General features: G+C 64.1%; 24 protein-coding genes and 1 tRNA gene. 9 read left to right on the top strand and 16 right to left on the bottom strand.

What is annotated here, in order from left to right:
• Positions 1 to 117: 117 nt before the first annotated feature.
• The 6 genes from ACTU46_RS03370 to ACTU46_RS03345 form a co-directional block, all read right to left on the bottom strand.
• Positions 118 to 1,428 carry a TRAP transporter large permease gene (locus ACTU46_RS03370; protein WP_443378974.1) on the bottom strand — a complete coding sequence of 437 codons (1,311 nt, stop codon included), beginning with the start codon at positions 1,426 to 1,428 and terminating at the stop codon, positions 118 to 120.
• A gap of 3 nt (positions 1,429 to 1,431) precedes the next feature.
• Positions 1,432 to 2,004 carry a TRAP transporter small permease gene (locus tag ACTU46_RS03365; RefSeq protein ID WP_443378972.1) on the bottom strand — a complete coding sequence of 191 codons (573 nt, stop codon included), beginning with the start codon at positions 2,002 to 2,004 and terminating at the stop codon, positions 1,432 to 1,434.
• A complete protein-coding gene (gene dctP / locus ACTU46_RS03360; protein ID WP_443378970.1) occupies positions 2,001 to 3,077 on the bottom strand; it encodes a TRAP transporter substrate-binding protein DctP in 1,077 nt (358 codons plus the stop codon). Before dctP ends, ACTU46_RS03365 begins: the two co-directional genes overlap by 4 nt.
• A gap of 309 nt (positions 3,078 to 3,386) precedes the next feature.
• A complete protein-coding gene (locus ACTU46_RS03355; RefSeq protein ID WP_443378968.1) occupies positions 3,387 to 3,767 on the bottom strand; it encodes a hypothetical protein in 381 nt (126 codons plus the stop codon).
• A 145-nt stretch (positions 3,768 to 3,912) separates the two neighbouring features.
• Positions 3,913 to 5,166, bottom strand: a complete 1,254-nt coding sequence (mshC, locus tag ACTU46_RS03350; protein ID WP_443378966.1) for a cysteine--1-D-myo-inosityl 2-amino-2-deoxy-alpha-D-glucopyranoside ligase — start codon at positions 5,164 to 5,166, stop codon at positions 3,913 to 3,915.
• Positions 5,167 to 5,201: 35 nt separating this feature from the next.
• A complete protein-coding gene (locus ACTU46_RS03345; RefSeq protein ID WP_443379449.1) occupies positions 5,202 to 6,032 on the bottom strand; it encodes an undecaprenyl-diphosphate phosphatase in 831 nt (276 codons plus the stop codon).
• Positions 6,033 to 6,119: 87 nt separating this feature from the next.
• Here ACTU46_RS03345 and ACTU46_RS03340 point away from each other — a divergent pair, with 87 nt between their 5' ends.
• The 3 genes from ACTU46_RS03340 to ACTU46_RS03330 all read left to right on the top strand — a co-directional run bounded on the left by ACTU46_RS03340 (position 6,120) and on the right by ACTU46_RS03330 (position 9,274).
• Positions 6,120 to 7,046 (top strand): aldo/keto reductase, encoded by a 927-nt coding sequence (locus ACTU46_RS03340; protein ID WP_443378963.1) that lies wholly within the window; start codon positions 6,120 to 6,122, stop codon positions 7,044 to 7,046.
• A 24-nt stretch (positions 7,047 to 7,070) separates the two neighbouring features.
• Complete coding sequence (locus ACTU46_RS03335) at positions 7,071 to 8,096, top strand: hypothetical protein (RefSeq protein ID WP_443378961.1); 1,026 nt, start codon at positions 7,071 to 7,073, stop codon at positions 8,094 to 8,096.
• Between the two features lie 65 nt (positions 8,097 to 8,161).
• Positions 8,162 to 9,274: a quinone-dependent dihydroorotate dehydrogenase gene (locus ACTU46_RS03330; protein WP_443378959.1), complete on the top strand. Its 1,113-nt coding sequence runs from the start codon at positions 8,162 to 8,164 to the stop codon at positions 9,272 to 9,274.
• Positions 9,275 to 9,362: 88 nt separating this feature from the next.
• Here the strand turns inward: ACTU46_RS03330 and ACTU46_RS03325 are convergent, their stop codons facing one another.
• The 4 genes from ACTU46_RS03325 to ACTU46_RS03310 are packed head-to-tail and all read right to left on the bottom strand — an operon-like array spanning position 9,363 to position 13,813.
• Positions 9,363 to 9,782, bottom strand: a complete 420-nt coding sequence (locus ACTU46_RS03325; RefSeq protein ID WP_443378957.1) for a DUF7937 domain-containing protein — start codon at positions 9,780 to 9,782, stop codon at positions 9,363 to 9,365.
• A 13-nt stretch (positions 9,783 to 9,795) separates the two neighbouring features.
• Positions 9,796 to 10,335 carry a YbhB/YbcL family Raf kinase inhibitor-like protein gene (locus ACTU46_RS03320; protein ID WP_443378955.1) on the bottom strand — a complete coding sequence of 180 codons (540 nt, stop codon included), beginning with the start codon at positions 10,333 to 10,335 and terminating at the stop codon, positions 9,796 to 9,798.
• Positions 10,336 to 10,367: 32 nt separating this feature from the next.
• Entirely contained in the window at positions 10,368 to 12,185 is a 1,818-nt protein-coding gene (locus ACTU46_RS03315; protein WP_443378954.1) for an ABC transporter ATP-binding protein, read from the bottom strand.
• Positions 12,182 to 13,813 (bottom strand): ABC transporter transmembrane domain-containing protein, encoded by a 1,632-nt coding sequence (locus tag ACTU46_RS03310; protein WP_443378951.1) that lies wholly within the window; start codon positions 13,811 to 13,813, stop codon positions 12,182 to 12,184. The genes ACTU46_RS03315 and ACTU46_RS03310 overlap by 4 nt, the downstream gene beginning before the upstream one ends.
• Positions 13,814 to 14,026: 213 nt before the next feature.
• Between ACTU46_RS03310 and ACTU46_RS03305 the strand changes: the two genes are divergently transcribed.
• Positions 14,027 to 14,112: transfer RNA gene (locus ACTU46_RS03305), tRNA-Leu, on the top strand.
• A gap of 190 nt (positions 14,113 to 14,302) precedes the next feature.
• Here ACTU46_RS03305 and ACTU46_RS03300 read toward each other — a convergent pair.
• Complete coding sequence (locus ACTU46_RS03300) at positions 14,303 to 14,803, bottom strand: hypothetical protein (protein WP_443378948.1); 501 nt, start codon at positions 14,801 to 14,803, stop codon at positions 14,303 to 14,305.
• 424 nt (positions 14,804 to 15,227) lie between these two features.
• Here ACTU46_RS03300 and ACTU46_RS03295 point away from each other — a divergent pair, with 424 nt between their 5' ends.
• The 4 genes from ACTU46_RS03295 to ACTU46_RS03280 all read left to right on the top strand — a co-directional run bounded on the left by ACTU46_RS03295 (position 15,228) and on the right by ACTU46_RS03280 (position 19,265).
• Positions 15,228 to 15,665 carry a hypothetical protein gene (locus ACTU46_RS03295; RefSeq protein WP_443378945.1) on the top strand — a complete coding sequence of 146 codons (438 nt, stop codon included), beginning with the start codon at positions 15,228 to 15,230 and terminating at the stop codon, positions 15,663 to 15,665.
• Positions 15,666 to 15,763: 98 nt separating this feature from the next.
• Positions 15,764 to 16,459, top strand: a complete 696-nt coding sequence (locus ACTU46_RS03290) for a TVP38/TMEM64 family protein (RefSeq protein ID WP_443379446.1) — start codon at positions 15,764 to 15,766, stop codon at positions 16,457 to 16,459.
• A 94-nt stretch (positions 16,460 to 16,553) separates the two neighbouring features.
• Complete coding sequence (locus tag ACTU46_RS03285; protein WP_443378943.1) at positions 16,554 to 17,174, top strand: MarR family transcriptional regulator; 621 nt, start codon at positions 16,554 to 16,556, stop codon at positions 17,172 to 17,174.
• Between the two features lie 27 nt (positions 17,175 to 17,201).
• Positions 17,202 to 19,265 carry a hypothetical protein gene (locus ACTU46_RS03280; protein ID WP_443378941.1) on the top strand — a complete coding sequence of 688 codons (2,064 nt, stop codon included), beginning with the start codon at positions 17,202 to 17,204 and terminating at the stop codon, positions 19,263 to 19,265.
• 156 nt (positions 19,266 to 19,421) lie between these two features.
• On the opposite strand, the gene ACTU46_RS03275 is transcribed toward ACTU46_RS03280, so the two are convergent.
• The 3 genes from ACTU46_RS03275 to ACTU46_RS03265 all read right to left on the bottom strand — a co-directional run bounded on the left by ACTU46_RS03275 (position 19,422) and on the right by ACTU46_RS03265 (position 22,205).
• Positions 19,422 to 20,678, bottom strand: coding sequence for an SPFH domain-containing protein (locus ACTU46_RS03275; protein WP_443378938.1), 1,257 nt, complete (start codon positions 20,676 to 20,678; stop codon positions 19,422 to 19,424).
• Positions 20,679 to 21,107, bottom strand: coding sequence for an NfeD family protein (locus ACTU46_RS03270; protein ID WP_443378935.1), 429 nt, complete (start codon positions 21,105 to 21,107; stop codon positions 20,679 to 20,681).
• 255 nt (positions 21,108 to 21,362) lie between these two features.
• Complete coding sequence (locus ACTU46_RS03265; RefSeq protein ID WP_443378933.1) at positions 21,363 to 22,205, bottom strand: DUF3097 domain-containing protein; 843 nt, start codon at positions 22,203 to 22,205, stop codon at positions 21,363 to 21,365.
• Positions 22,206 to 22,239: 34 nt separating this feature from the next.
• On the opposite strand from ACTU46_RS03265, the gene ACTU46_RS03260 reads away from it, so the two are divergent.
• Positions 22,240 to 23,010, top strand: a complete 771-nt coding sequence (locus tag ACTU46_RS03260) for a hypothetical protein (protein ID WP_443378930.1) — start codon at positions 22,240 to 22,242, stop codon at positions 23,008 to 23,010.
• Here ACTU46_RS03260 and ACTU46_RS03255 read toward each other — a convergent pair.
• Positions 22,977 to 24,059, bottom strand: a complete 1,083-nt coding sequence (locus ACTU46_RS03255; protein ID WP_443378928.1) for a ferrochelatase — start codon at positions 24,057 to 24,059, stop codon at positions 22,977 to 22,979. The two genes, ACTU46_RS03260 and ACTU46_RS03255, sit on opposite strands and share 34 nt — an antisense overlap.
• A gap of 23 nt (positions 24,060 to 24,082) precedes the next feature.
• The gene (locus ACTU46_RS03250) at positions 24,083 to 25,966 is read right to left on the bottom strand and encodes a DIP1281 family NlpC/P60 protein (RefSeq protein ID WP_443378925.1); all 1,884 of its coding nucleotides are present in this window, start codon (positions 25,964 to 25,966) and stop codon (positions 24,083 to 24,085) included.
• Positions 25,967 to 26,376 lie beyond the last annotated feature (410 nt).

The raw sequence follows: 26,376 nt of genomic DNA, 5'->3' as shown, positions 1-26,376 counted from the left end.
TATTCTAGCAGCTCAGCCGGGTTCGGCCTGGGTCAGACTTCCTGGGGTGGGTGAAATGCCAAGGTCCGGGCGGTGGGCCCGGACCTCGGTGCGGTACTGCGTGGGGTGGCCCCGAAGTTAACTCATCAGGTTGGGTATCACCATGACCAGCCAGGGGAAGAGCGCCAGGATCACCACGACGACCAGGTCGGAGATGATCCACGGGATCGCGGCCTTGTAGAGCGCGGACATCGGTATCCATGGAGCCGTGGACTTCATCACGAACAATCCCATACCGAAGGGCGGGGAGATATTGCCGATCTGGAGGGTGACCAGGACGATGATGGAGAACCAGATGCCGTTCCAGCCGAACTGTAGGGCGATGGGCATGAGCAGGGGTGCGGTGATCATCATGATGGAGGCCTGATCGATGAAGGCGCTGAGAATCACCAGCAGGATGATGATGATCGCCATCATGAGGACGCCGTTGGAGACTGATTCGGTCAGCCAGGCCACCAGCCCCTGGGTGGCACCCATGTAGGCCATGATCTGGGAGTACAGTGTCGAGGCCATCACGAGGAAGAAGATGGTTGTGGTGGTGCGTACCGAGGCGATGGCGGCGTCCCACAGTTCCCGGGGCTTGAGCCGACCGATCACTGCCGCCACGATGACGCTAGCGGTGGCACCCAGGGCGGCGGATTCCGTCGGGGTGGCGATTCCGAAGAAGATCAGTCCCAGGATGATGAAGGCCAGGATCCCGGGAATCAGCAGGTTCTTGAAGACACCGCGCAGCACGTCGCGGGGCGAGCGGTGGGTGGTGTCGGCGACCTTGACGTCATTGTCGCCGCGGCTGCGCCACAGGACGATGATCACGTATCCCACCGCCATCAGGATGCCGGGGATGATGCCGGCCATCATCAGCGGTCCGATCGGCACCTGGGCGATACCGCCCCAGAGGATGCCCAGGGCACTCGGGGGCAGCACCATCGCCAGGCCACCGGAGGCCAGGATCGAGCCTGCGGCTAGGTCACGGTTGTAGCCGGCGTCGCGCATCTGGGGGAGCAAGGTGCGGCTGAACAGCGCGGTATTGGCCAGTGAGGAGCCAGACAGCAGACCGAAGGCACCGCCGCCGGCCACCGCGACCATGGGCAGTCGGCCGGGCACCCCGCGCATCAGGATGGAGATCTCAGCCAGGGCGTCCTGGGCGATGCGGGATCGGAACAGGATCTCACCCATCAGGATGAACAGGGGGATGGCGGAGAAGGTGAAACTGTTGACGGAGCTGATCACGCTCAGGCCCACCAGCTTGGAGGCGGCGGAGAAGCTCTCGAAGATCATGAAGCTGGAGATAATGCCGATGGCGAGCATGCCGAAGGCGACGGGGATGCGCAGCAGCAACACCACCACCAGGGCAAGGATAAACAGCGGAAGAAAGGTAAACCATTCCATGGCTCAGGCCTCCGGGTAGATGTGTCGGTCGACCCTGGTGGATCGGAACTTGATGATGGCGATGATCGTCGAGTACACGATTCCGATGAAGCCTGCGGCCACCGGCAGGGAGAGCAGCCAGCGCGGGAGTTCGAGTTCCCCGCCCATCGTGGTTCGGGTGAGGATGTCGTTGATGAGCAGGTCGATGGCGGCAGCGGCCAGGAAGAAGGCGACCAGCAGCTGAACCACCAGGCTCAACACGTCCAGGGCGCGCAGCCCTTTTTCCTTGACGAAGAAGTCGGCGACCTCCACCCGGAAATTCTCATCCGCGGCGGTGGCGGCGGGGATGACCAGGACGGTGATCACCACCATCAGCAGCGCGGCGATCTCGACGGCGCCGATGATGCCGTTGCCGGTGTAGCGCAGGATCACGGCAATGGTGATGAAGACTGAAAGAACAAGCAGCAGTGCTGCCCCGATGCCCTGCAGCACCCGCTGTGGCAGGTAGATCCGGGAACTGAGGTCTTTGAAGTCGTGCGGGGTATTTGCTTCCGCACCGAGGTCTACGACCTCAATGCGGTCATCTGGTCGGCTCATGGTTTCTTCTCCTGCTCCAGTGCCTCAATCAGGTTGAGGGTGCGCTCGATGGTGGCACCGCCGGGGACGGCGTCCGCCAAATCTCCACTCAGGCCCTCTTCATAGGCGGCCTTGAGTTTTGCGGCATCCGGTGTGGTGGCGAGAATGTCCTCCCAGGGCAGTTGTTCCCACTGCTCGTGGTAGGCGATCTCAAAGATCTTGTCCGCTTCGGCATCGGGCAGGATGGTCTCTTCGACCCCGGCGGCTTCCCATTCCCGGGTCTCATCCACAGATTTCCTCAGGAAGTGCTCAAAGATCTCGGGTTCGCTCTCGGCGATGGTGTCCGTGATCGCCTGTCGGGTGTCCTCATCGAGGTCCTCCCAGGTCTTTTCATTCATCACCAGGTTGGCCACGGACTCATAGAACCGGGGCGCCAGGTGGTAGCCCACTACTTCCTGAAGACCGAGGCTGGAAGGCCCCACGGCGGCCCAGCTGGCGCCGTCGACGACACCGCGCTCCAGGGCGGTGTAGACCTCCCCGCCCGGCAGGTCCACCGGTACGCCGCCGAGTGATTCCACAATGCCGGAGGTGGCGGCTGAGGTACGGATCGACTTTCCCTGTAGGTTCGCTTCCGTCATCGGGGTATCCACGAGGATCACCTGTGCCATGCCTGCCACGGAATGCCCGAGGTAGGTGATCCCCAGCTGATCACGGTGCATCTCGTCGTAGATGGCGGTGATACCGAGCTCACGTTCCTCCATCGGCGAGTACGGGGTGAAGCGGGGAACGTTCATGGCAGGCATCTGGTCGACGTAGTAGTCGCCAGGCAGGGAACCCATGTCGAAGACACCTGCGGAGACCCCCTCGATGAGCACATTGGGCGCCATGACCTCAGGTCCACCCTTGTAGTCGATGGTGATCCAGGGGGCATTCTCCTTCAGGTTCTCCACGAACATCCACATGCCATCGTTGTTGGAGTGGGAGCGGTTGAAGCTGGTGGCCAGAGTCAAGGTGACCGGCGCTCGCCCATCCTCCTCAGTTGAGGGCGGTGTGGCAGCTGAGCATCCGGTCAGAAACAACGGGATGGTGAGCAAGGCAGAAACTATGGTTCGAGCCGATCGCATCAAGGATCCTCCTGCGGTGAATCGACAACTCTTGAAAATGGGCGGTGTTAGATCACAAGAAATACAATTATGTGACTTAGGTAATGCTATTTTCAGGTTGCGTTCTACGGAATGAGGACTTCCTCCCGCCGTGCTAAAGGATCCCCTATGAATCCCGCGGCTTATCCCCCGCCCCGTGCCTGTGGGCATAAGAAAACCGGCCTGCGGCGAACATGCCTCAGGCCGGTCGGGGTTGTCGGTGGAAGTGTCGGCCGTCCTCTGCGGAAGGCCTGCGTGCTGTTAATCCATTTCGGGGAGTTCTGCGATGACCGCGGCCTCCACGCCGGTGGCGGCACAGGCCTGGTGGAGGAGCTGGGTCAGCTCTTCTTTCTCTTCCGGCTCGATCACCGCGTCGGCGTTGCGGACGTTGAAGGTATCCAGGTCATCGATGGTGGTCTGGACCACCTTGACCAGAGTTTCCACGGGCGGATCGCCGGCCAGCAGATCGAGGGCGTCGAGGAACTTCTCCAGGATGTCCCGCAGTTCCGGGAGCACAGCCGCGTCGAACGGCTCCTCCCAGAACTCTTTCTCGTCGGGCTTGAGGTAACTGCCGGTGGCAAAGGATTCGAGGTTGTCGATGAATTCATCAACCGTCGGCTGGAAGGTGGCGCGAATGCTCATGGCTCTATTCATACCGGATGTTCATTAACCTGCAGGCTTAGCGCCGGAAAACTTTCCCTGAACGTCAGGCCAATCCTGGCTCCGGCAGCGAAAACCCGGTGCCGGCGGAGAGGCCGAACACCGGGGATCCGGTTCTGAGAAGCTGCTAGTGCAGCTTCACACCGAGCAGCGCATCGATGGCGGTGTTGAGGGTTTCACCGGCCGGAGTCAGCGGCTCCCCTGCCGCCCCGGATCCGTTGATCCCCGCAGCCCAGCGGTCGATGAGGTTCAGGGCGCCGGGGGTGTCCAGGTCATCGGCCAGCCGCTCCCGCAGCTGCTGCACCAGTTCGGCGGCGGCATTGCCGTCAGTGGCGCTGGCCACGGCGTCACGCCAGGTGGCCAGGCGCTGTTCCCCCTGTGCCAGCACTTCATCGGACCAGTCGCGGTCACAGCGGTAGTGGCTGGCGAAGACACCCAGGCGGATGGCACCGGCATCATGCCCAGCGGCGGTGAGCTTGGAGACGAAGACCAGGTTGCCCAGGGACTTCGACATCTTCACCCCGTCCAGGGAGATCATGCCGGCGTGGACGTAGTGGTCAGCCATCCGGTCGCAGCCATGACCGGCCTCAGCATGGGCCGCAGAGAATTCATGGTGCGGGAAGATCAGGTCCGAGCCGCCACCCTGGATATCGAAGTTGGCCCCCAACCGGTTCGTGGCGATGGCCGAGCACTCAATGTGCCAGCCGGGGCGCCCTTCCCCGAAGGGGGACTCCCAGCTGGGCTCCCCCTCTCGACGTGCCCGCCACAGCAGGGCGTCCAGCGGGTCGCGCTTCCCGGCGCGCTCGGGGTCGCCGCCGCGCTCGGCGAAGTAGGTCTCCATGGTCTCGCGGTCGTAGTTGGATTCGTAGCCGAAGTTCTTCGTGGCCTCGATGGAGGCGTAGACGTCCGGGTACTCCGCGTCATCGACGACATAGGCGGCGCCGGCGTCGATCAGCTTGCACACCAGGTCGATGACTTCATCGATGGATTCAATGGCGCCGATATAATCGCGCGGCGGAATCACCCGGAGAGTCTCCATGTCGGAGCGGAAGAGGTTGATCTGGCTGGTGCCGAGATCGCGCCAATCGATACCGTCGCGGGCGGCGCGTTCGAAGAGCGGGTCGTCGACGTCGGTGATGTTCTGGACATAGTGAACCTGGTGACCGTTGTCGAGCAACTGGCGATAGACCAGGTCGAAGGTCAGGTAGGTGGCGGCGTGCCCCAGGTGGGTGGAGTCATAGGGGGTGATGCCGCAGACGTACATGCCGGCGGTCTCCCCCGGCGACACGGGGCGGACGAGTTGGTCTGCCGTGTCATAGAGAGCGAGGGGGACGGGCGAGCCTGCCGCGTCAGGAACCGAAGGAGTGGGCCAGGATTGCATGACACACACTCTAACGTTTCGGTTCAGTCACGCGATCACAGCGGGGACATTACCCCCGTAGCCAGCAGCAGCATGACGAGCAGGCCGACCGGGATACGCCAGACGGCGAACCAGGCGAAGGAGTGGTGGGAGACGAACTTCAGCAGCCAGGCGATCGAGACATAACCCAGGATGAAACAGATGATGATGCCGACGATGAGCATCGGGGCGGAGGCCATCTGGCCACCGGCCTCACCGGAGAGGGCGTCGGGAAGCGAGTACAGCCCGGAGGCCAGCACCGCCGGGATGGCGAGCAGGAAGCTGAATCGGGTGGCCACCTCCCGGTCGAGACCGGTGAACAGACCGGCGGAGACGGTTCCTCCCGAGCGGGAGACACCCGGGATCAGCGCCAGGCACTGGGCGAAGCCCATGATCAGGGCGTCCTTCATGGTCAGATCCTCGAAATCACGTTCCTTCTTGCCCACCTTCTCGGCGATGATGAACACGAAGGAGAAGAGCACCAGCACGGTGGCGGTGATCCACAGGTTGCGCAGGCTGTCACGGATCAGATCCTGGAAGAGGATTCCGGCGACGCCGATCGGGACGGAACCGACGATGACGTACCAACCCATGCGGTAGTCGAAGTTGCGCTGCTCCTTGTTAAACAGGCCCCGGAACCAAGCGTTGAGGATCCGCCAGATGTCCTTGGCGAAAAACACCAGCACCGCTAATTCAGTGCCGAGCTGCACCACGGCGGTGAAGGAGGCCCCGGCATCAACCCCCCAGAACAGCTCGGAGACGATCCGGAGGTGACCGGAGGAACTGACAGGCAGGAACTCGGTGAGTCCCTGCACAATGGACAGGACAATGGTTTGGAGCCAGGTCATTTCCCCGGCGGTGGCGGCATCCGCAGTGGACTGCGCCAACGTTGTCAGATCATTCACGCGGACAACGGTACTACTAGAGTTGATCCCGTGGAACAAAGATTGCTCGGCGTCAGCGGCTTGCGGGTCTCGGAAATTGGTCTCGGAACCTCCACCTGGGGATCTGGTGTGACGGCCACGGAAGCCGGCGATATGCTCCGGATTTTCCTGGACCACGGCGGATCCCTGATTGATTGTTCCCGGGTCTCAGGTCCGGGGACCGCCGAGGAAATTCTCGCTGAGCAGCTAAGAGGCACGGTTTCCCGGGAGGAACTGGTGATCTCCGCAGCCGGTGGAGTGGACCCGCACTCCCCGATCGGCAGCCGGGTCGACAGCTCCCGGCGACGTCTGCTTTCCCAGCTCGATGCCACCCTGCGCACCTTGGGCACCGACCACCTGGACCTGTGGAGTGTGGGGCACTGGGATGACCGAACTCCACCCGAAGAGGTGGCTGACACCCTCGACTACGCCGTGCGTACCGGTCGGGTGCGCTACGCCGGGGTCCGCGGTTACACCGGGTGGCAGTTGGCCGTGACCGGGGCTGCCACCCCGGGGCGGATCGTCGCCGCGCAGAATGAATACTCCCTGCTGGTACGCCGCATTGAGGAGGAGCTGGTACCGGCCGCCCAGCACCTCGGGGTCGGGGTGATCGCCGCCGCCCCCCTGGGCCAGGGCGTGCTCAGCGGCAAGTACCGCAGCGGTATCCCCACCCCGGCCGGGAATTCCGAACGTGAGGCGGAGGTGCACGCCTATCTGGGAGATCACACCCGCACCATCGTCGAGGCGCTGAGTACCGCGGCCGCAGGTCTGGGGATCTCCGCATCGGTGGCCGCCCTGGCCTGGGTCCGGGACCGCCCCGGGGTCTCCAGTGCCGTGGTCGGGGTGCGCACCCGGACCCAGTTGGCGGAACTGCTCGACGCCGCGGGCAAGACCCTCCCCCGCGCGATCGGCAAGGCGCTCGACGACGTCTCCCGATAGTGCCTGCTGGTAGGCTTGAAACTTGTGAAAAAGCGTGGACTGATCCTGTGCTCCCTGGCCACTACGGCCACCGTCTTCCTGAGTGGTTGTACCACCGGCAGTGTGCCGGAACCGGGCCCGGAAATGGGGAACGCGGCGGCCCTCGTCTCCCCGGCGGCCAGCAACCCGGCTGGCCGCATCATCGAACTTCCCGCCGAGCGGGCACATGTCACCGATATGGAGCGCGCCGGGGAGATCATCGCCCTGCGCTCGGAGACCACGCTGAGCATCGGTGATCTCGCCGCCCAAGAGTCCGGGGATGCCACCGTCCTCGACATTGACACCACCTGCGGTGATCTCGCGGTCAGCGGCTCCGGTGATACCTTCACCCTGCCCTGCGGTACCGATGTCTACCTGATTGACGCCGCCGCCCCGGCGCTGAACAATGTTGTCGCCGTGGAGAGCCCCGCCACCGTGGCCACCCAGACCTCCACCGGCGAACTGCTGGTGGGCAATGACATCGATGAATCGCTGAGCATCTACCGCGAGGGCCAGGAGCCGGAGACCTTCGTGGTCGAGGGCGCCAACACCCAGCTGATCTCCGTGCCGGTCGAGGGACAGCCCGATGCCGTGATCCGCACCTGGAATCCGGAGACCCTGATCCAGGACGTGAACTGGACGGAAAATGAGCAGGGTGCCACCCTGCGTGTCGGCATCGGGGTGGGCCAGATTGCCGCTGGCCCGGATGGACTGGTCCTGGCCTCAGATAACCTCGCTCCCCAGATCGCGGTCTACTCCGCCAGCGACATCATCCGGCTGCATCAGACTGCCCCGGTGGAGGAAAGCCCCTGGGGCATCAGTTGGGATCCGGCCAATAACCTGGCGTGGATCGCCGCCACCGCGACGAACACCATCACGGCCTACGATATTTCCGAGGGTGTCCCCACGGAAAAGGGCCAGGTGAACTCGGTGGCCGATGCCAAGAACATCCTCGTCCTCGACGATGGCACGCTGCTCGCTGCCTCGGAGTCCGGTGATGGTCTCCAGGTTATTGCACAACCGCTGTCCTGATCCAGCGGGTTCCTTAAAGATTCATCTTCTGACCTCGCCCCCACCTCGACTGAGGAGATAACACCATGGCCACACCATTCCCCCTCCGCAAGAAGCTCTACGACAGCGCGCTCAAGGTGATGTTCACCATCCGTCCCGAGCGGATCCACGGGTACATCAATAACGCGCTGGGCGCGGCACAGTTCCTCGGACCGGCGAACCGGGCCATGGGCCAGGTTCTCCCGGTCAAAGATGAGAGTCTCTCCCAGGAGGTCTTCGGGGTCACCTTCCCCCGGCCGCTAGGGCTGGCCGCCGGTTTCGATAAGAACGCCAGTTCCCCGGATGTGTGGTCGCCGCTCGGTTTCGGTTATGCCGAACTCGGCACCGTCACCGCCTCCCCACAACCCGGCAATCCCACGCCCCGACTTTTCCGCCTCAAGGCTGACCAGGCCATTCTGAACCGGATGGGTTTCAACAATGACGGGGCCGCGGAGGTCGCCGGGAACCTGCGTCGTCGCAAATCCCAGGACATCATCGGCATCAACATCGGCAAGACCAAGGTAGTTCCGGCGGCGGAGGCTGTCGATGACTACCGGCGGTCCGCCTCCCTGCTCAGCCACTTGGCTGATTACCTGGTGGTCAACGTCTCCTCCCCGAACACCCCGGGTCTGCGTGACCTGCAGGCCGTGGAGTCCCTGCGCCCGATCCTCAAGGCCGTGCAGGAGGCCAGCGGCGAGATCCCGGTGCTGGTCAAGATCGCCCCGGATCTCTCCGATGAGGATGTCGACGCCGTGGCCGATCTCTCCCTGGAGCTGGGTCTAGCGGGCATCGTCGCCACCAACACCACCATCTCCCGCGAGGGTCTGCGGACTCCGGCGCGCGAGGTCGCCGACATGGGTGCCGGTGGCATTTCCGGGCTGCCGGTGGCGGAGCGTTCCCTGGAGATCCTCAAGCGTCTCTACGCCCGCGTCGGGGATCAGCAGGTGCTGATCTCGGTCGGTGGCATCACCACCCCGGAGCAGGCCTGGGAGCGCATCGCCGCCGGAGCCACCCTGCTGCAGGGCTACACCGGCTTCATCTACGGCGGGCCCGACTGGATCCGTGACATCCACCGGGGTATCGCCACCCAGCTCAAGGCGCACGGCTTCCGCCATATCTCCGAGGCCATCGGCTGCGATCTCCCCTGGCTCGAGGCCTGAGGCTCCGGGCCCCAACCCCGGAGCGCGAGATAACAGCACCGCCCGAGACCACGCTGTGGTTTCGGGCGGTGCTGTGGCTGTTCCGGGGTTACTTCTTCTTCGGATTCTTCGCCGGGGTTTTCGGTGTCATGGAGCGGCGGATCACCAGAGCACAGATCAGTGCCAGGATGACATAGCCAAGCAGCCATTCCTGCGCCATCTCGGCGATCGCCTCATTCGGCAGGAAGCGGCTCAGGATCACCAGTACCATGGCCACCGCCAGGGCGATGACCTGGGTGCGGCTGGATTCCTGATTACGGCTCATCGTCGCAAAGGCGCCGAGGATCAGGGCGGCGAGCACGATCACCACAAAGCGCGGGGTCACCGCGAAGGGGGCGAAGAAGCCGGTGGTGAGCCACTCGATCATCAAGAAGATGAAGAGTACCAGGGCCAGCGCCATGAAGGCGCCGCCGACTCGGAGCGGAAGCGGAACGCGGAACCCGGCAGGGGCGGTGGAGGATTTAGCCATAATGTGATCCAGCTTAACTGTTCTCGTGCCAACCCCAGAGTATTGCGCGACCGAGGGTGTGGAAGTAGAGGTTGAAACCCAGGACGGTGGGAGTGGCATCCTCGGGGATATCCAGTTGCTCTACTCCCACGGCGTGCACCGCGAAGAGGTAGCGGTGCGGGCCATGACCGGCCGGTGGTGCAGCGCCGAAGTAGCTGTGATCACCGGAATCCCCCTTGAGGGTGATCACCCCCGACAGCCCGAGGTCCCTGGTGGAGCCGGCACCGGTGGGCAGCTCGGTGGTGCTCAGCGGGATGTTGAAGGCCGCCCAGTGCCAGTAGCCGGCACCGGTGGGCGCATCGGGATCCAGGCAGGTCACCGCCAGGGACTTGGTGCCCTCGGGCAGCTGGGACCAGGCCAGGTGAGGTGAGAGATGGTGGTCGGCGGTCTGTTCCACACCCAGTTGTGCCCCATTCTCCAGGTCCAGGGAGCTCAGTGGGAAGGCTGGAAGGTCCTTCAGGGGAGCATAAGGGTCAGGACCGGGGAAACGGCTGTCATGTGCGTAGGTACTCATATTCTCGTTTGTACCCTAAGCCACAGGTTATTTCAGCTGTTTTGCCCGGTAGCCCCCGGCCGCCAACGTCGGTACAGGCCGGCGTAGTAGCCCCCGGCGGCCAGCAGTTGAGCAGGTGTGCCGTCCTCGACGATCTCGCCCTGCGCCATGACGATGACCCGGTCGGCGGCCATCGCCTGATCCAGTCGGTGAGCCACCACCAAGGAGGTCCGCCCCTGCGCCACTGCGGTGGCTGCCTGCTCCAGCATCCGGGAGTTGTCACTGCCGGCTTCACTGGTGGCTTCATCCATGATCAGGACCGGCGGGTCCCGCAGCACCACGCGCGCCAGCGCGATCTGCTGGGCGATCTCCGGGGCGAGTTCCTCCGCACCGGCCCCAATCGGGGTGTCGAGCCCTTGGGGGAACCAGCGGGCAAAATGCGCGGTACCCGGTGCCAGCCCGACCTTTGCGAGGGCGTCGATAAGCACCGCATCCGCCGCGCCGGGGGCCGCCATGCGCAGGTCTCGGCGCAGTGGCCCGGAGAAGAGGTGGACCTCCTGGCTGAGCAGGGTCACCTGCCGGGCGGTCCAGGTATCAGAGACCTCCCGCGTATCGACGCCGCCGAGCCACACGCGCCCGGCATCCGGGCGCTGCAGCCCGGCGATCAGCGCCGCCAGGGTCGATTTTCCCGCCCCTGAGGTTCCCACCAGAGCGGTCGTGGTGCCAGCGCTGAGGGTCAGATCCAGGTTCTGTAGAACAGCGGCACCACCAGGATAAGCGTAGGACAAGCCACTGATCTTGACTTCAGGGGCCAGTATCAGATCTGCGGGTTCTGCCCGGCGCGCCTGTCCCCCGCTGAGGGTCGCCAGGGAGACGGCTCGGCCGAGTCCGGTGACGGCGGTCTGGATCTCGCTGGCGAAGAACATCACGTTGAACACGTGGATCTCCATGCGCACGATGAGGATCACGGCGGCGGTGGCCGCGCCGGGGCTGAGGGTGCCGGCATGGACCAGCCAGGTGCCCAGGGCGAAGGAGCTGAGCAGGAGGAGCCCGTAGGCGAGGAAGCCGAGTCCGAGAATGCGGGTGAAGATCGGGGTGCGGTCTGCCCTGGCCTGCACCGCGTTCCAAGAGGAGAGGGCCATTCTGTTGGTGGCCCAGGTGCCCAGGTTCAGGGCGCGCAGGGTCTCGGCGCCGCGAATGGTGTCAAGCAGGAGGTTATTGCGTCGGGCTTCGGCGCTGGAGACGATATTGCTCGCCGGGGGGATGTGGATGAGGACGGTGCGGACCCCGGGGACCAGGATCAGGGCGACGAGTCCGAAAAGCAGCAGGTATCCCCAGTGGATCAGGCCCAGGGAGATCAGGGTGGCCGGGAACATCAGCACGGTGATCATGAGTCGGACGCCGATCATCGAGGTGATGCGGACGGCCGTGTCGATGTCCTGGGTCAGTCTGGTGATCACGTTGCCGGTGCCCAGGGCCAGCACCTCGGGCACTGGGGCCTTGAGTGTGGCAGACAGTGCGTCCTTGCGCAGGTCCACCGAGAGTCGGCGGGTGCGTGAGGTGATCAGGTAGCCGGCCCCGGCGCGGCCGGTGGTTTCCAGCAGCAGGCAGCCGGCGACCAGGAGCAGGAGCAGGGCGAAGCCTCGGGCGCCGCCGCCGAGCAGGGGAAGCGACTGCCCGGCGATGATATCGACGGAAAAGCCCAGCAGATTTGAGGAGCCGACCATCCCCAGCAGGGTCAACAGGAACACCGGGAGGGCGAGCAGGAACCAGCGCGGGCCCGGCCGGCTGGGTAGGGATCTCAGGTGGCGGAACGAGTGCGTCAGGGTGGCCGGCTGGAGGAGGTCGGCGCTTTGTGCTGGGGTGCTCATCGTGGCAGCTCCCCGAGCGTGTCGACGACCCGGTCCGCCAGCGCGTGCCAGGTGGGGTTGGCGGTGAGGATGATGGTCGATCTGTGCGAGCGCAACTGCTTGATCGAGCGGGCCACCCGATCCAGGGTCACGGCATCTAGCCCGGTGGTCGGATCATCGAGGATGAGCACGGCTGGATCGCGGGCGAGCACCCGGGCCAGGGCCACCCGCTGGCGTTGCCCACCGGAGAGATTGAACCCGGCTTCCCCGATCTGGGCCGGCGGCAGATCCCGGGCGTCGTGGAGATGATCCGGGTCTCCTCCCAGGCGGAGGATGATATCGCGGCAGGCGGCGGCCTCGAGTGCGGCCACCAGTTGCCGGGGCGGGACGGTGTTCAGGGGGTCGAGGTTCTCGGCCAGGGTGCCCTCGAAGACGCTGACCCGGTGCGGGGCGAAGATAGCCTCCCCGGATTCCGCCAGGTGAGCCAGGGCCCGTTCCATGGCCTGCTGCTCGGTGGCGGACTGCGGGTGCCACACGCTCAGGCCTGGTGGAACCGCCCTGGGAGGGGCGGAGTCCCGCAGCCCGCCGGGGTCTTCGGCCAGATCATGGACCAGCTCCGCCACCCGGGCGGTGGAGGCGGCACCCCGGGCCCACACTTCGGTGAGCAGGCCGAAGGAATGCCCCATGACGGTCAGCGAGGGTGGCACCAGCAGGGTGACGGTGATCATCTCCCCGGGTGTGATCTGCCCCTTGAAGGCGAGGGCTCCGGCGTAGAAGAGCAGGCCGATGGTGCCGAGGGTGGGTACCAGCTGCCGGAGAAAGGTCAGCCAGGCCTGCAGGCGGGCCTCAACCAGCATGATCTCCAGTGCCTGATCCGCAGCGACCGCGAACCGCTGCTCGCTCTGTTCGATGGCGCCCAGGCCCTTGACCACCCGGGAGCCCTGTGCCAGATCGGTGGCCAGCGCGATGGACCTTGTTTCGGCGGCGCGACGACGGGCGGACACCTGGGTCAGTGGTTTGGCCGTCAGCCAGGAGGCCAGCCCGGTGCCTACCCCCACGATCGGCAGCAGCAGCGCGATCACCGGGGAGATCGGGATCAGGGCGATCGTGGAGCCGATCAGAAAACCGATCATCATCACCGGAAAGTTCAGGATCTGTTTCAGCTCCCCCACCTGGACGGAATCCTGGTCCACGGTGTTGAGTACCGTGCCGGGCGCCAATCTGCGGTGGTGGGCGCGCAATAGCTTCCCGCTGAGCTCCAGACGCATGGTGTGCACGGTCCGGGCGGAGCCCAGATCCGTCAGGGCGTCACCCGTGGTCTCGAGAATGAAGCCGACGAACAACAGGCCGATGATCAGGCCCACCGGGAGCAGCACCGCACCCAATTCCCCCTCGCCGAAGGCGGCATCGGTCCCCCGGCCGATGACCACGGACACCAGCGCACCGAGCAGGTTGCCCAGGAGCATGCTCACTGTCACCCCGATTGAGGCCATGCGGTGTGCCCAGAGAAAGCGCCAGGTGCTTCGGGAGATGCCAGCCCCGGGCGCGGTGCTGGGGCCCAGCGCGGCGTCGATAAGCGGGCGGTCATTCGGGGGATCCTCGGGCACGAACCAGGACCAGGTACGCATGCGCCGGAAACGCGGGGCCATGGCGCCTGAGGTTACCGGAAGCCGCCGGGCCGCAATAGGGGCGCCGAAAAGGCGGAAAGTCCGGCTGCGGGGCCCCTCCCCTCATCAGGATTACAACAGTGTCATTAACAAGGCCTGAAAAACCCCTGTCTACCTGCCGATTTGTGAAGAAATAAGGCTTCGGGCTACAGTATTGCAAGTGCCCAGCCGAGAGGTTGAAGACACAAACACCCAGCCCGGGTGGCGGAATGGCAGACGCGCTAGCTTGAGGTGCTAGTGTCCTATTAACGGACGTGGGGGTTCAAGTCCCCCTCCGGGCACAGATTGTTTGAAAGCCCTGATCTCTTCACTGAGATCAGGGCTTTCTTCGTTGCGGGGCGCACTGACTTGCTGATCATGGGGACCGGGGAGCGTGGCGGAATAGCTGCAGGAAGGCATGTCCGGGGGCTGAAAACCGTGATTCCCGGGCTCCTGGCAGCTACTTATCCCCCTTGGATGGGTTTCCCCGAGTCAGCGCATGGTGGAAGATGCGGTGAGCACCGCGATATAGAGGAACCACCGATCCTGATCCAGACCCACCGCCTGCGAAAGGCCATAGCTGTAGGCGGCGTCCCGGTACTCCCTGGCCTGCTCCCCGAAAAGCTGGGCCAGGGATGCAGCCTCGGAGATCCGGTAGGCGTGCACTTTGACGCTGACCCGCTCAAAGCCGACCTGTTCCAGGGCGATCGTTGACTCCAGCGGCAGATCCTTGATTGTCGCCAGCTGGGCGCAGTAGTCTGCGAGGGGTTCCAGCTCGGGATCGGTGTGATTACCGAAGCGGCTGAGGTGATAGGACTCAACGGCTACACGCAACAGCTCCCCGATCTCCGCCGGCAACGGAGAGTGGCCATGGGGCGGTGCAGGGTCCGTCGCCTCATCCGGCAGCGGCGAGGCGAGCGAAGGAAACAGCGTCCGGAAAGAATCCTCGAGGACCTGGTCCTCGGTAGCGGGATGAAGGCGAAGGGAACTCACCTCTCAAACTTTAGCGGAAATCTTATCTCAACATAGGGGTATTTTTAATGATAAGTTTATCAAATTGAGCCCCAAACGTAATACTTATCTTCCCTCCCGGCGGCCTGGAATCCCGCAGGGGCCACCGAGCTCACATTTCATCACCGCAGCTAATAGGCCTAATTTAGGAGAATATCGGGCAATATCTCCCCCACTGCCAGCCACGTCCTCGACGTCGTCTGGAACAGTGCAGACCCTTTAGAGCAACTCTCATGATTGATTCGAACGGGTGACTGTCCGCCGACCCCGGCGCCCCTGAAATCGCCGTCTCCGGCAACGGAGAGCGCACCTCCCGGGTGCCGTTGAATGGGCTGAATATTTGAAAGTGCTGAACTAAGCTACAGCGTGTTAGCCTCCCACCCCTGACATTGAGGTACCCCAGCTCATGAGCGATCCGCAGCCTACTCGCCCCACGGCTTTCGCCACCGCCCAAAATGCCTTCGCCAATGGTTGGATCGACCTGGCGGATCTGGACCGCAGGCTGGCTGCTATCGCCGAGGCCCCAGACGAGGACACTGCGCAGGAGGTCGTCGCAGATTTAAGTGAAGTGGGCCGACGGGTACAACTTCACCAGGGGTCAACACCGAGCATGCCACTGCCCGCGCCGGCCCGACACCACACCGGTGCCGGCGAGGTCAGCCGAAAAGCCTCCGGAGTCCCCTTCTTCATGGTCGCCACCGCCACCGTCATCAGCCTGGTGGTGTGGAGCATCATCGCCATCACCAATGGTCCGCAGGATTTCTGGCCGATCTGGATGCTCATCCCACTGACCGCGACCGGGGCCATCTGGATCGGCGGGCGCTTCATTTTCCCACGCGATTAGGATCAGACCCACCGGACACCGACAACCCCCGGCTTGGGCAGGTCAGCGGAGGCACACTAAGCTCACCTCCCGTGAAATCTCTCAGCATCGCCACCCGGATGAGAAGCCTCGGGCAATTTCTCGCCGGAATCTTCAGCGATGCCATAACCACCTTCTTGGAATGGTCCTGGTTGCGGCGGATCCTGGTGATCGCCGCCCTCCTGAGCTTCTTAGTCGTCACCGTGGTGGTCGATGTTCCCCCGCTGAGTACCCTCCGGGATTGGGCGGACTCCGCCGGCAACTGGTTTGTGGTGCTGTTCTGGTTCGGCTACGTCCTGATCACCCAATTCCCGATTCCGCGGACCCTCCTCACCCTCTCGGCCGGCGTTCTCTTCGGCCCCTGGCTGGGCATTGCCCTGGCACTGTCCGCCACCACCGTCGCCGCCGCCATCTCCCTGAGCCTGGTACGCAGCCTGCTCGGCGAATGGATCCGCCCCCGTCTGACCCACCCCGCGGTCGTCGGCATCGACGCCCGACTGCGACACCGCGGTTGGTTGGCGGTGACCTCCCTGCGCATGATCGCCGGGGTCCCCTTCTCCGTGCTCAACTATGTTGCAGCCTTGACCTCGGTCCCGCTGATCCCCTTCGCCCTGGCCACCCTGGTCGGGTCCGCACCGGGCACCATCGTGACTGTCCTGCTGGGCAACACCCTCACCGGACAGGCCGATCCGGCCCTGGTGGCGATCACCATCGCCCTGGCTGTGATGGGAGTACTGGGACTCGCCTTAGACACCAAGCTCCCCGTCAAGCCCTAAGCATGGACTCCCAGGTACACTGAGAATTATCGTTGAAGTTTCAGAGTGTGAGTGCGCCTCTTTTCGGTGCGCCTGAGAACAAGGAGAAGTTACCGTGCTGGCAGTGCATGCCCGTTACCGTGGGAAAGCCGTTCGTCGGGCAGATCTGGTGAAGCGTTCCGCTGCCGCACTGTCCACCTTGGAGGGGGTCGGCGAGTTTGAGCTCCTCGGCGTGGAGGATATCTGTGCCGTCATCGACTCGGCCCAAGCTGCCTGCGATGTGGTGATGGCCCTGCTCTCCGACGGCGAGTGGGCCATTGGCCTCGGTATCGACTCCAGCCTGGACTTCTCGACTGATCAGCCGGAAAAGGTCGAGGTTGCCGCCCGCGCCGTGGCCACCGCTGCCTTCGGTCCGGCCAGCCGGAGCGCCCGGGCAGGCACCGTCCGGGTCAAGGTCGTGGACTCCACCAAGACCGCCGGAACTGCGGCCTCCGATATCGCCGCCGCCTTCCAGCTGCTGGGACAGGTGCTCTCCAAGCGCTCCCTTGAAGGCCGCGAGGCCACCTCACTGGTGCGGCGCGGCCTGAACCAGAATGAGGCTGCCGAGGAACTCGGCATCTCCAAACAGGCCATGTCCCAGCGGCTGCAGGCAGCCGGCTGGCAGGCGGAGAATGCCGGCTCAGGTCTGGCGGTCCACCTGATCGACTGGGCGAATCACCCCGACGAAGACCGCTGAGTCCCCCGGCTCCTTAAACTCGGTTGCATGTCCGTCCCCACCTTCCAGGAGATCATCGACCTGCTCAGACACGGCGACACCGTGCCCTATCAGGCCCGCCTCGCCCGAACACAGGCGCTCTCGGCAGGTGAGCCCCTGTTCGTGGCGACCCACCCCGAAGACCCGTTCATCGCACCAGACCCAGTGGATCTCCAGGTCAGCCGGCACGGGCTCCTGCTGCACCTGCGCCGCGGGGACACTGAGATCCTCCGGCGTAACCGGCAGGAATGCTGGGGCTTCGGTGAAGACGGCGAGCTTCCCGTGCCCACCCATCACCACACCCCACGGTTCCAAGGTATCGGCGCGGTGCTCTGGCTGGTGTTGTCCTCCCGGGAGCTCAGCGAGAATCTGCCCCGGTACCTTTCCCCGCCAGCCGCCATCACCACCGGCCTGCTGCTCGGCCGGAAGACCTGGCTCATTCATTTCCTCGTCGAGCACGGCCCGCTGGTCATCCACCTTGATCAGGAGACCGGGGTGATGCTTGCCGTGGAGCACCGGGATGAGCGCGTGGAGGTCACCGAGATCACCTTCCCTTCCGAGATTCCCGATCCCGCCTGGCCGGGGCCGGCCCAGGAGCAACCCGCCCTAGGTCCGGCCGAGCTGATTCCGCCGCCACCGGATACCGCCAGCGTTCCCGGCTACCTCGCCGCCATCCCCGCTCACCCGGAGTCATTGACAGGCAGGCCTCTCCTGCGGGTACTGATCAGCGAGGTTGCCATGGAGGGCACTGTGCCGGATTACCGGGTCGGCCAGACCATCCGCCTGGCCTTGGGCTTTGATGCCACGGGTACTGCGCCAGTGGACAATCTGCTGAGCAGCCGCCGGGGCTTTATCAATCCCCATAATGCAGAACCCAATGTGTCCCGGGGAAAGGTCTCCTGGGAGTCATTGTTCCGCGGTGACGGCTGGGCCGCCACGCTGTACTCCAGGATCCCCGCCATCGGAGATCAGACCCTCAGTGGATACTTCTTTGACGCTACTCACGGCACCGTGGATTATCTCAACCATATGAAGATCACCCGGATCTTCGCCGAGATCGGCTACCACCAGCAGTTCGAATCACCGCACCGGTTCTGGCAGGAGGTCACTGCCGCCAAGGACGGCTATATCGACGCCCAGGGCTGGCATCCCCGCAACCTGATCCTTGATGTCAGCCTCGATGAGGTAGCACCGCCCCCTTCCCCGCGGCACTTTCGTGACACCCAGGTGGCCGCCGATGATTCGCGGCTCTGGATCCTCGACCGGGAACTCCCGGTGGCCCGCAGCTTCGACTTGGCCACCGGAGCTTTTCTCGGGGAGACCCTGATACCTGTCCCGGTGCTGCCGCTAAGCGGTCTTCGCCTCCGCGCCGATTCCGGCCGGGGTGCCGTGGTGACCGGCGCTACGGGCTCTTTCCTGCTCGGGGAGGAATCAGTGGCGCAACCTATCGAGGCGGCGGTATCCGGCCCGCCACAACGATCAGCCCCACTGCAGCTTCCCGATGGGTGGGAGCTGTCCCGTGACCTGGATGACGGGCTGGTCCGGCTCGCCCGCTTCAATCTGACCTCCGGCAGGTTCGACTACGCCGTGGCACTGACGGGGTCGGACGGCCCTGATAAGACACCGCGTCTGCGCCCCCTCTTGACTGAGAGAGAGACGCTTTTAGCGGGATTCCGCTTTGGGGAGGGCTATCTGGTCAGCAGTGGGAACGGTACCGCATTCCACCTGGACGCGGACCTGAACCTGTTGCGGGTGGAACCTCCCGCCGAGGACCCGCTGCGCTATGAGTCCTGGGGCCACGTTATCACCCTCACATCAAAACGTGGGTTCCGCTTCCTGGACAAAGGTGACGGCCGACAGCTGAGCAGCATTGATATCCCACCGGGAGAATTCCTGTACCTGGCCCGGGCCAGCAGGGCAAAGATCGTGGTGGCGGTTCACTCCCAGTCCGCGTATCACGGGGAGGGGCGTGCGCTCACTGAGGTCCGAACCTGGACCCCGGAGACCGGCTGGCACGCCGCGGCGCTGAACGGTGCCCCGCGCGAATTATGTGCCGACTGGACCTCAGGCTGATTTTTGTACGGCGGATAACTGAAAAATCCCCGCCCCGGGACGAGCCCTGGTTTCATCCTGGGCCATCTCGGTGACGGGGTGCAGTGCTTATCGACGCCGCGGTGCTCCAGGCTGTGCCGCCGCCTCAACGCGGGCTTTGGCATCAGCCGAAGTGGATCAGCTGCGCGGGGTCTCCGGGTTATTACCCCAGTCCGGCAGCGAGGGCTGCTCACTGGCGGAACCAAAGGTGTCCTCAGCCGCTGGAGACGGCAGTGAGTTGGTGGTCGGGACAGCGCGCTGTGCGCCGCCGTTCTTCTTCGGCAGGAGTTCACCGGGCTCCGGGTCAACCGGCTTCTGCGCCACCGCATTGGCGGCGGCGACGGCAGCTGCGATAGCCGGATCAGACTTGGTGGAGAACCACTCCTCCAGATTATCTGCCTCTGCCCACTCCCGGGTCTCTTCAGGAACCGGAGTGGTCTCATAACGGAAGACGCCTTCATCGTCCTTCTTGCCCAGTGCCTTGGCGAAGTCTTCCAGGGAGTCGCCGAACTGGCTCGGGATCATCCACATGGTGGATGCCTGCCCCTCCGCCATCTTCGGCAGCTTCTCCAGGTACTGATAAGCCAGCACCTCAGGAGTCAACTGGGAAGCCTTGATCGCGGCATTGACCTTCTGGATGGAACGCGCTTCACCCTGTGCGCGCAGGTACTTGGCCGCACGCTCGCCTTCGGCGTTCAGGATCGCCGCATGGCGCTCGGCCTCCGCGCGAAGAATGGTGGCGTGCTTCTCGCCCTCGGCCGAAAGAATCCGGGCCTGCTTCTGGCCTTCGGCGGTTTTAATATCGGACTCACGCTGGCCTTCGGCGGTGAGGATGGTGGCACGCTTCTCGCGGTCGGCCTTCATCTGCATCTCCATGGACTGCTGGATCGATGCCGGCGGGTCAATCGCCTTGAGCTCGACGCGGCTGATGCGCAGACCCCACTTGGTGGTGGCGGCATCCAGCTCGCCGCGCAGGCGACGGTTGATCACATCACGGGAAGTCAGGGTCTCCTCCAGGGTCATGCCACCGACGACGTCGCGGAGAGTCGCCACCGAGATCTGTTCGACACCGACGATGTAGTTGTCCACGCCGTAAATGGCGCGGGCGGGGTCATTGATCTGGAAGGTCACCACGATATCAATGGCCACGGTCAGGTTGTCCTGGGTGATCACGGCCTGCGGCGGGAAAGAGACCACGCGTTCACGGGTGTCGATCTTGGTGCGCACGCGGTCAATGAAAGGGAACAGAAAGGTCAGGCCACCGGAGACCGTCCGGGTATAACGGCCGAGACGTTCGATCACCGCAGCTTCACCCTGTGGAATCAGGGCTATGGACTTGATTACGACGGTGGCAACAAAGATAAGTACCACCAGAAGGAGGATTGTTTCGACCATTTAAGGTTCCTTCCATACGACGGCCGTTGAGCCGTCAATACTAATGACCGTGACGCGCTCGCCCACGGTAAACGAATGTGAGGGGTCCATGCTCCGGGCAGACCAGATCGAACCATCCAACCGCACCTGACCGTTGCCGCCGTCCACCTCTTCGAGGACCTCGGCACGCATTCCCACCAGCGCCTTCGTCGAGGTGTCGAGCACCATGGGCTTTTGGAGCCGCTTTTTCAGCGCCGGCCGGAGAAACACCATCAATCCGATGGAGACCAGCGCAAAAGCCAGGGTGGAACCCCACAGGGGAGCACCAGCCACCGAGACTCCCGCCGCAGCCAGCGCCCCGCCCCCCAGCATGAGCAGCGTGAAATCGCCGACCATCATTTCTAGGCCGCCGAGTACCAAAGCCGCGATGAACCAAACGATTGCTCCCACAAACCTCAAACTACCTGAAAAAGGGACAGCTCAGGGCGGAACTCTTTATCTGGCGCACTTCTGATTGCGCACCTGCGCAATAAGCCGCAACGCATGGGTCGCGCACCAGCGCACGGCCACTGGTGCCACCTCTGCTACTGGTGCCTGAACTCCAGCAGACATATGCGCTATAACTTATTGCGCGGTGCGCACACCCCGGGTCGGATACGTGGGCGCCCGACAGGCAACAACGACTGCCCCCTGGCTGCTGGAGAGCTACATGAGATCAGACTTGGAGATCTCCGGCGTGGTCACAAAGTCCACCAGGCGCTCCACCGCGCCGATCAGGGTTGAATCGAGATCCCGGAAAGATCCCACTGCGTTGAACACCCGGTGCCAGCCCTCCCGCGGGTCTGACCACCCCACGCGCTGACAGATTCCGGTCTTCCAGTCCTCCCCGCGGGGTACCTGGGGCCAAGCCTTAATGCCCACTCGCTCCGGCTTCACCGCAGCCCAGATATCGATATAGGGGTGGCCGGTGACCAGGACGTGTTCTCCGACGCTCTCGGTCAGGCGGGTTTCCTTCGAGCCCTTGACCAGGTGATCGGCGAGTACCCCGACCCGGCGTCCCGGTCCGGGCTGAAACTCCGCCAGTCGCTCCGGGAGGTTGTCCAGTCCCTCGAGGTATTCCACCACCACCCCCTCAACGCGCAGGTCATGCCCCCAGACCTTCTCGACGATCGCGGCGTCGTGAATGCCCTCCACCCAGATCCGTGAGGGCGCAGCAACCTTGGCCTGCACATTCGCCACCTTCCGCGAACCCGAGTTCGAGCGCTGTGGTGCCTGCGTCGGCACGAATCGGGTCAAGGTCACCGGCTTGCCTTCAAGGAGGAAGGCACCTTCCCGCATCTTAAATAGGTGCTGGGCGCCGCGCCGATCCTCCAACCGGATGAAATCACCATCATAGGTGCGCTCGAAACCAACCACCGCGCCGACATAGCCGCTGGCTTTGACCTCCACCACGATGCCGGGTTCCGCCGGGATCTTCGGGTAGGTCGGACGGGTGTTGCGGGAATGCCCGGCGAGGATGTCATGGGAATAAGGGTCCTTGAAGCTCATGGGTTTCCACCTTATCGGCTAGACTCCCAGCACCATGGATATCCGCGCCAATGTCTACTCCCCCCTCCAGAACACCGCCGTCTGGCTGGCCGCCTGGCTTCACGGACTCGAGTCCACCGATGAGCTGGTCGAAGCCCTGCAGGCCCTCGGCGGCAGGCACACGCTTGTCGACGGCCGCGGCATCCCGGACCTGCTGCGCGCCACCCGGGAAGTCACCGAACAGGCGCTCACCGCCGGCGAAGAGCCGGTGATGAGACTGGTGCTCTCCGGCCCCGGCGAAGCCCCGGGCCTGCGCGCCGGCACCGAGGCCGCCCAGGCGACAGCGGCCAATGGAATGGGCGCCATCATCCTGCGTGATATCGATCCGCTGACCACCCATGTGCTGGTGCCCAGTGCCGGGGAAGGCGGAACCGAGTGGGAATGGTTTCAGGAGTCCGGCCCGCTGCCGGCTCCAGCCTATCTCTCCCCCGGCGATGCCGATCTCCTGCTGTCCGAGGCGACCAACAAGGCCGCAAAGCTGATCGAGGGTTCCGGCTACCGCACCACCGCGTTGAATAATCCACGACTGACGGTGGGCACCCTGGCGGACTTCTATGACACCCCAGGGCTTCCCGGATCCACCCCGGCGCGCGCCGCGAAGCTCTTCGCCCGGGCGGACCGCGTGGCCGCGATCATCGAGACCGTCACCGAGCGGATGGCAGATCATTCCATGGATCCGCACCTGCTGGGGCTGTGGCGCCACATTCGGCAGGCGCGGATGGCCGGGGTCAGTTATGCCGTGCGGGAGTTTGGCCGGGAGATCTGACAGCAGCCCGGCGCGCAGGGCGCACCGTTGAGGGTGCAACCCGAGAGGGTGAGGTCACTGAGCCGGGCGGGCGCGGCGTCGTCAAGCAGTTCCTCGATGATGTTGACGACCATCCGGGAAAACTCCGGTGTCGCGCCGGCGGTGTCGACGCGGGCGAAGGCCACGCCCAGCTGATCTGCGGCAGCCGCCAGCTCGGAGTCAAGGTCCCAAATCACCTCCATGTGATCGGAGATGAATCCGATCGGACAGAACACCACGGCTGATACGCCTTCATCCTGGTGAATCTGGGTGAGGTGATCGACGACATCCGGTTCCAGCCACGGGGTTGCCGGGTTGCCGGAGCGCGAGTTCCAGGCCTGATCCCACTGTGTGACCCCTGCTGCCGCCGCGACGAGACGGGATGCCTCGATCACCTGGCGTGAGTAGAGATGTCCATCATCGGGACCACCGGCGGCCTGATCCGCGGCCGAGGGCACCGAATGCGCGGTGAAGACCAGGCGGGCATCCTCCCGCTTATCCGCCGGCAGGGATTCGAAGGCGGCGCGGACATTGCGGGCCATGACCTCGATGAACAGCGGATGATCATAGAACTGCCGCAGCTTGGTGAAGTTGACCTCAGGGAGTCCCTGCTGCGCCAGGTGCATTCTGATCCGGCGGATATCCTCGTGGTACTGCAGGCAGGCAGAATAACCCGCCCAGGCGGAGGTCGCGAAGACCAGGGCGTTGTTCACCCCGTCCCGAGCCATCTGCTCGGCGGTCTCCTCGGCCATCGGGTGCCAGTTGCGGTTGCCGAAATAGACCGGCAGCTGATGCCCCCGGTCCCCCAGTTCAACCTGCAGTTCGGCGATGATCTCGCGGTTGAGACGGTTGAGCGGGCTGACCCCACCGAAGTGGAAGTAGTGCTCGCCGACAACCTTCAAGCGCTCCCGGGGGATGCCTCGACCCCGGGTGACATTCTCCAAAAAAGGAATAACCTCCTCCTCCCCTTCGGGACCACCGAAGGAGAGGACGAGGAGAGCATCATAGTTATGAGTCCTTGATTCAGACATGAATTCAGACTATCAATACGACCCTAGATCAAACGAACCGCCGAGGGTGACATCCCCGACCAGCGCACATCGCTGACCTGAACAGTGGAACCGGACTGCGGGGCCTCGAGCATCTTGCCGTCACCGAGGTAAATGGCGACATGATGCTCCGCGTTGGCACCGTAGAAGATCAGGTCACCGCGCTGCATCTGGTTCGGATCAACCTTGGTTCCGTGGTTGTACTGGTAACCGGTGTAGTGCGGCAGGGCGATGCCGACGCCGGCGAAGGCATAGACCATGAGGCCGGAGCAATCGAAACCGACTTTGTTGTAGTCGCCGTAGCTATCAGCCACCCCACCATCGCGGATGCCCGTCGTCGGGCCGCTGGCATCACCGCCGCCCCAGGAATAAGGTACGCCGACCTGGGTTTGGGCGCGGGCGATCACCTGCTCGATCAGTTCCTCCCGGGAGCCCGAGACGGTCTCCTGTGCCTGCTCGCTGACGGACTCCAAGGTCTCCAACGGCTCCAGCTGAACCAATTCCACCTCCGCCAGCGGTGAGCTGGAGTCCTCCCCGGCTTCGGCGGAGTCCTCTTCGGGGGCCGTATCGGCAGCCGCCGGGTTCTGGACCGCGGCGATCGGGACATCGGCGGCGTCTTCGCCGCTCGGATAGGGGTTGTCCAGTGCACTGTGATCGGCCATGTTCTGGGCGACCAGCGCTGCGGCGGCGGCGGTTGCAGCGACTAACGCGACGTCGCGAAGCTGCTGTGCCTGCGCATCGCGTTCACCTGCGGCATCTGCTTCTCGACGCGCGCGCTCCGCAGCTTCCGCTGCCTCCTCGACCTCCGCGGCCTCCACAACCTCAGCCGCCCGGGCGGCTTCAGCTTCCTGGCGGGATTCAGTGGCCTCGCTGTTTTCGGCGACCTCAGGGGTAACCTCAGGTGTTTCAGCTGGCGCTTCGGGCTCCACCGCGACTGAGTTCTCGGCGGCTGCTGCCCGCTCGTTCTCTGCGGCGGTTTTCGCCGCCGCTTCCGCCTTGATGGCTTCAGCCTCGGCTTGGGCACGCTCTTCGGCAGCGGCGGTGGCCGCTGCCTCCGCCTGCTTCCGGGTGGCCTCCGCGGCCACATGTTCCTGGTACTCCCGGCGCTGCGTCTGCAGCTGATCCGCATTGCCCCGGGAGCGGTTCAGTTCCTCCTGGGCGGTGTCCCGCTCAGCAGCCAGACGGGCACGTTCCGCGGTGATCCCCGCCAGGCGTGAGTTGGTCTCCTCGATCTGACGCTCGGTGTCCGCCTTCGCGGCCTCCGCCGAAGCCTCGCGCTGCTCGGCGAGGTTACGGGTCTCGCGCAGCCGGGATTCCTCATTCGCCTGGCGGGTGCGCAGCTCATCAAGCTTATCGACGGCCGAGCGCTGGCTCTCGGCATTGGTTCGCAGGTAGGTCTGACGGTCCAGTGAATCTTCGACGCTCTCGCCACCGGCCGCCGCGGTCACGGCAGCATTCTTCGAACCATTGCGATACGCGGCCCGGGAGATCTCATTGAGAAGTTCCTGGGCGGTGTCGATTTCTGCCTGGGTTCCATCCAGATCCGACCTCGCCGCGGTGACGGCTTGTCGAGCCTGCTCGGCGGTGGCCTGGGCATCATGCAGGTCCACCAGGGCCTTGTTCACGCTTTCGCGTAGACCTCCGATGTCGAGCTCGAGCTTGTTGATCTCATCCTGCGACTGCGAGATCTGGCCGGCGAGCGTGGAGACCGTGGCAGTGCCGTTTCCGATCTGATCACGCACCGCCTGCAGTGTCTCGTCGTCAGGGTTGACTGGCTGGGCCAGCGCGGGGGGAGCCTGGGCAAGCAGTGCACCACAGATAACGACAGCTGCGGTGCGCTTGAGCAGTAGGCGGATGTGCTGCCCGGGTGCGTCGTGGGTGGAAGCCACAGATTCTCCTCTTCTCGGGGCCGCCGAAGAAATGGAAAACCACCTCTTCCGACAGCCGGCCGACCGTCCAATACTTTTGCTCACGGAACGATCTCAATCATGACTGATTTGAGATTTTGACCCCTCCCGGCAAGCTTCCCCGCGTGCCCGGAGCCATAAGGGCCACTCCCCGTCAAGCCCCAGGGCCTGACATTTTTGGGAACAATCCAAAATTGTCTCAGTTAAAGTCATCGACCCGTGAGCCGACATTAGAACCATAGGCCACAGCAGCTACAGGCGCAGACATTGTTCACAAGAGTCACAAAAGTAAAGGCCTGAAACATTACCGAACAACTGCCCCTGCCAGCCAGATCACAAACCGGACCCCAGATAGTGACAATGATCACAACGGAAATCTGGCACCCCTCATC

The sequence above is a fragment of the Corynebacterium sp. A21 genome, from assembly GCF_052266655.1.
Taxonomy (GTDB): domain Bacteria; phylum Actinomycetota; class Actinomycetes; order Mycobacteriales; family Mycobacteriaceae; genus Corynebacterium.
This window is presented reverse-complemented; position numbering and strand designations above follow the sequence as displayed.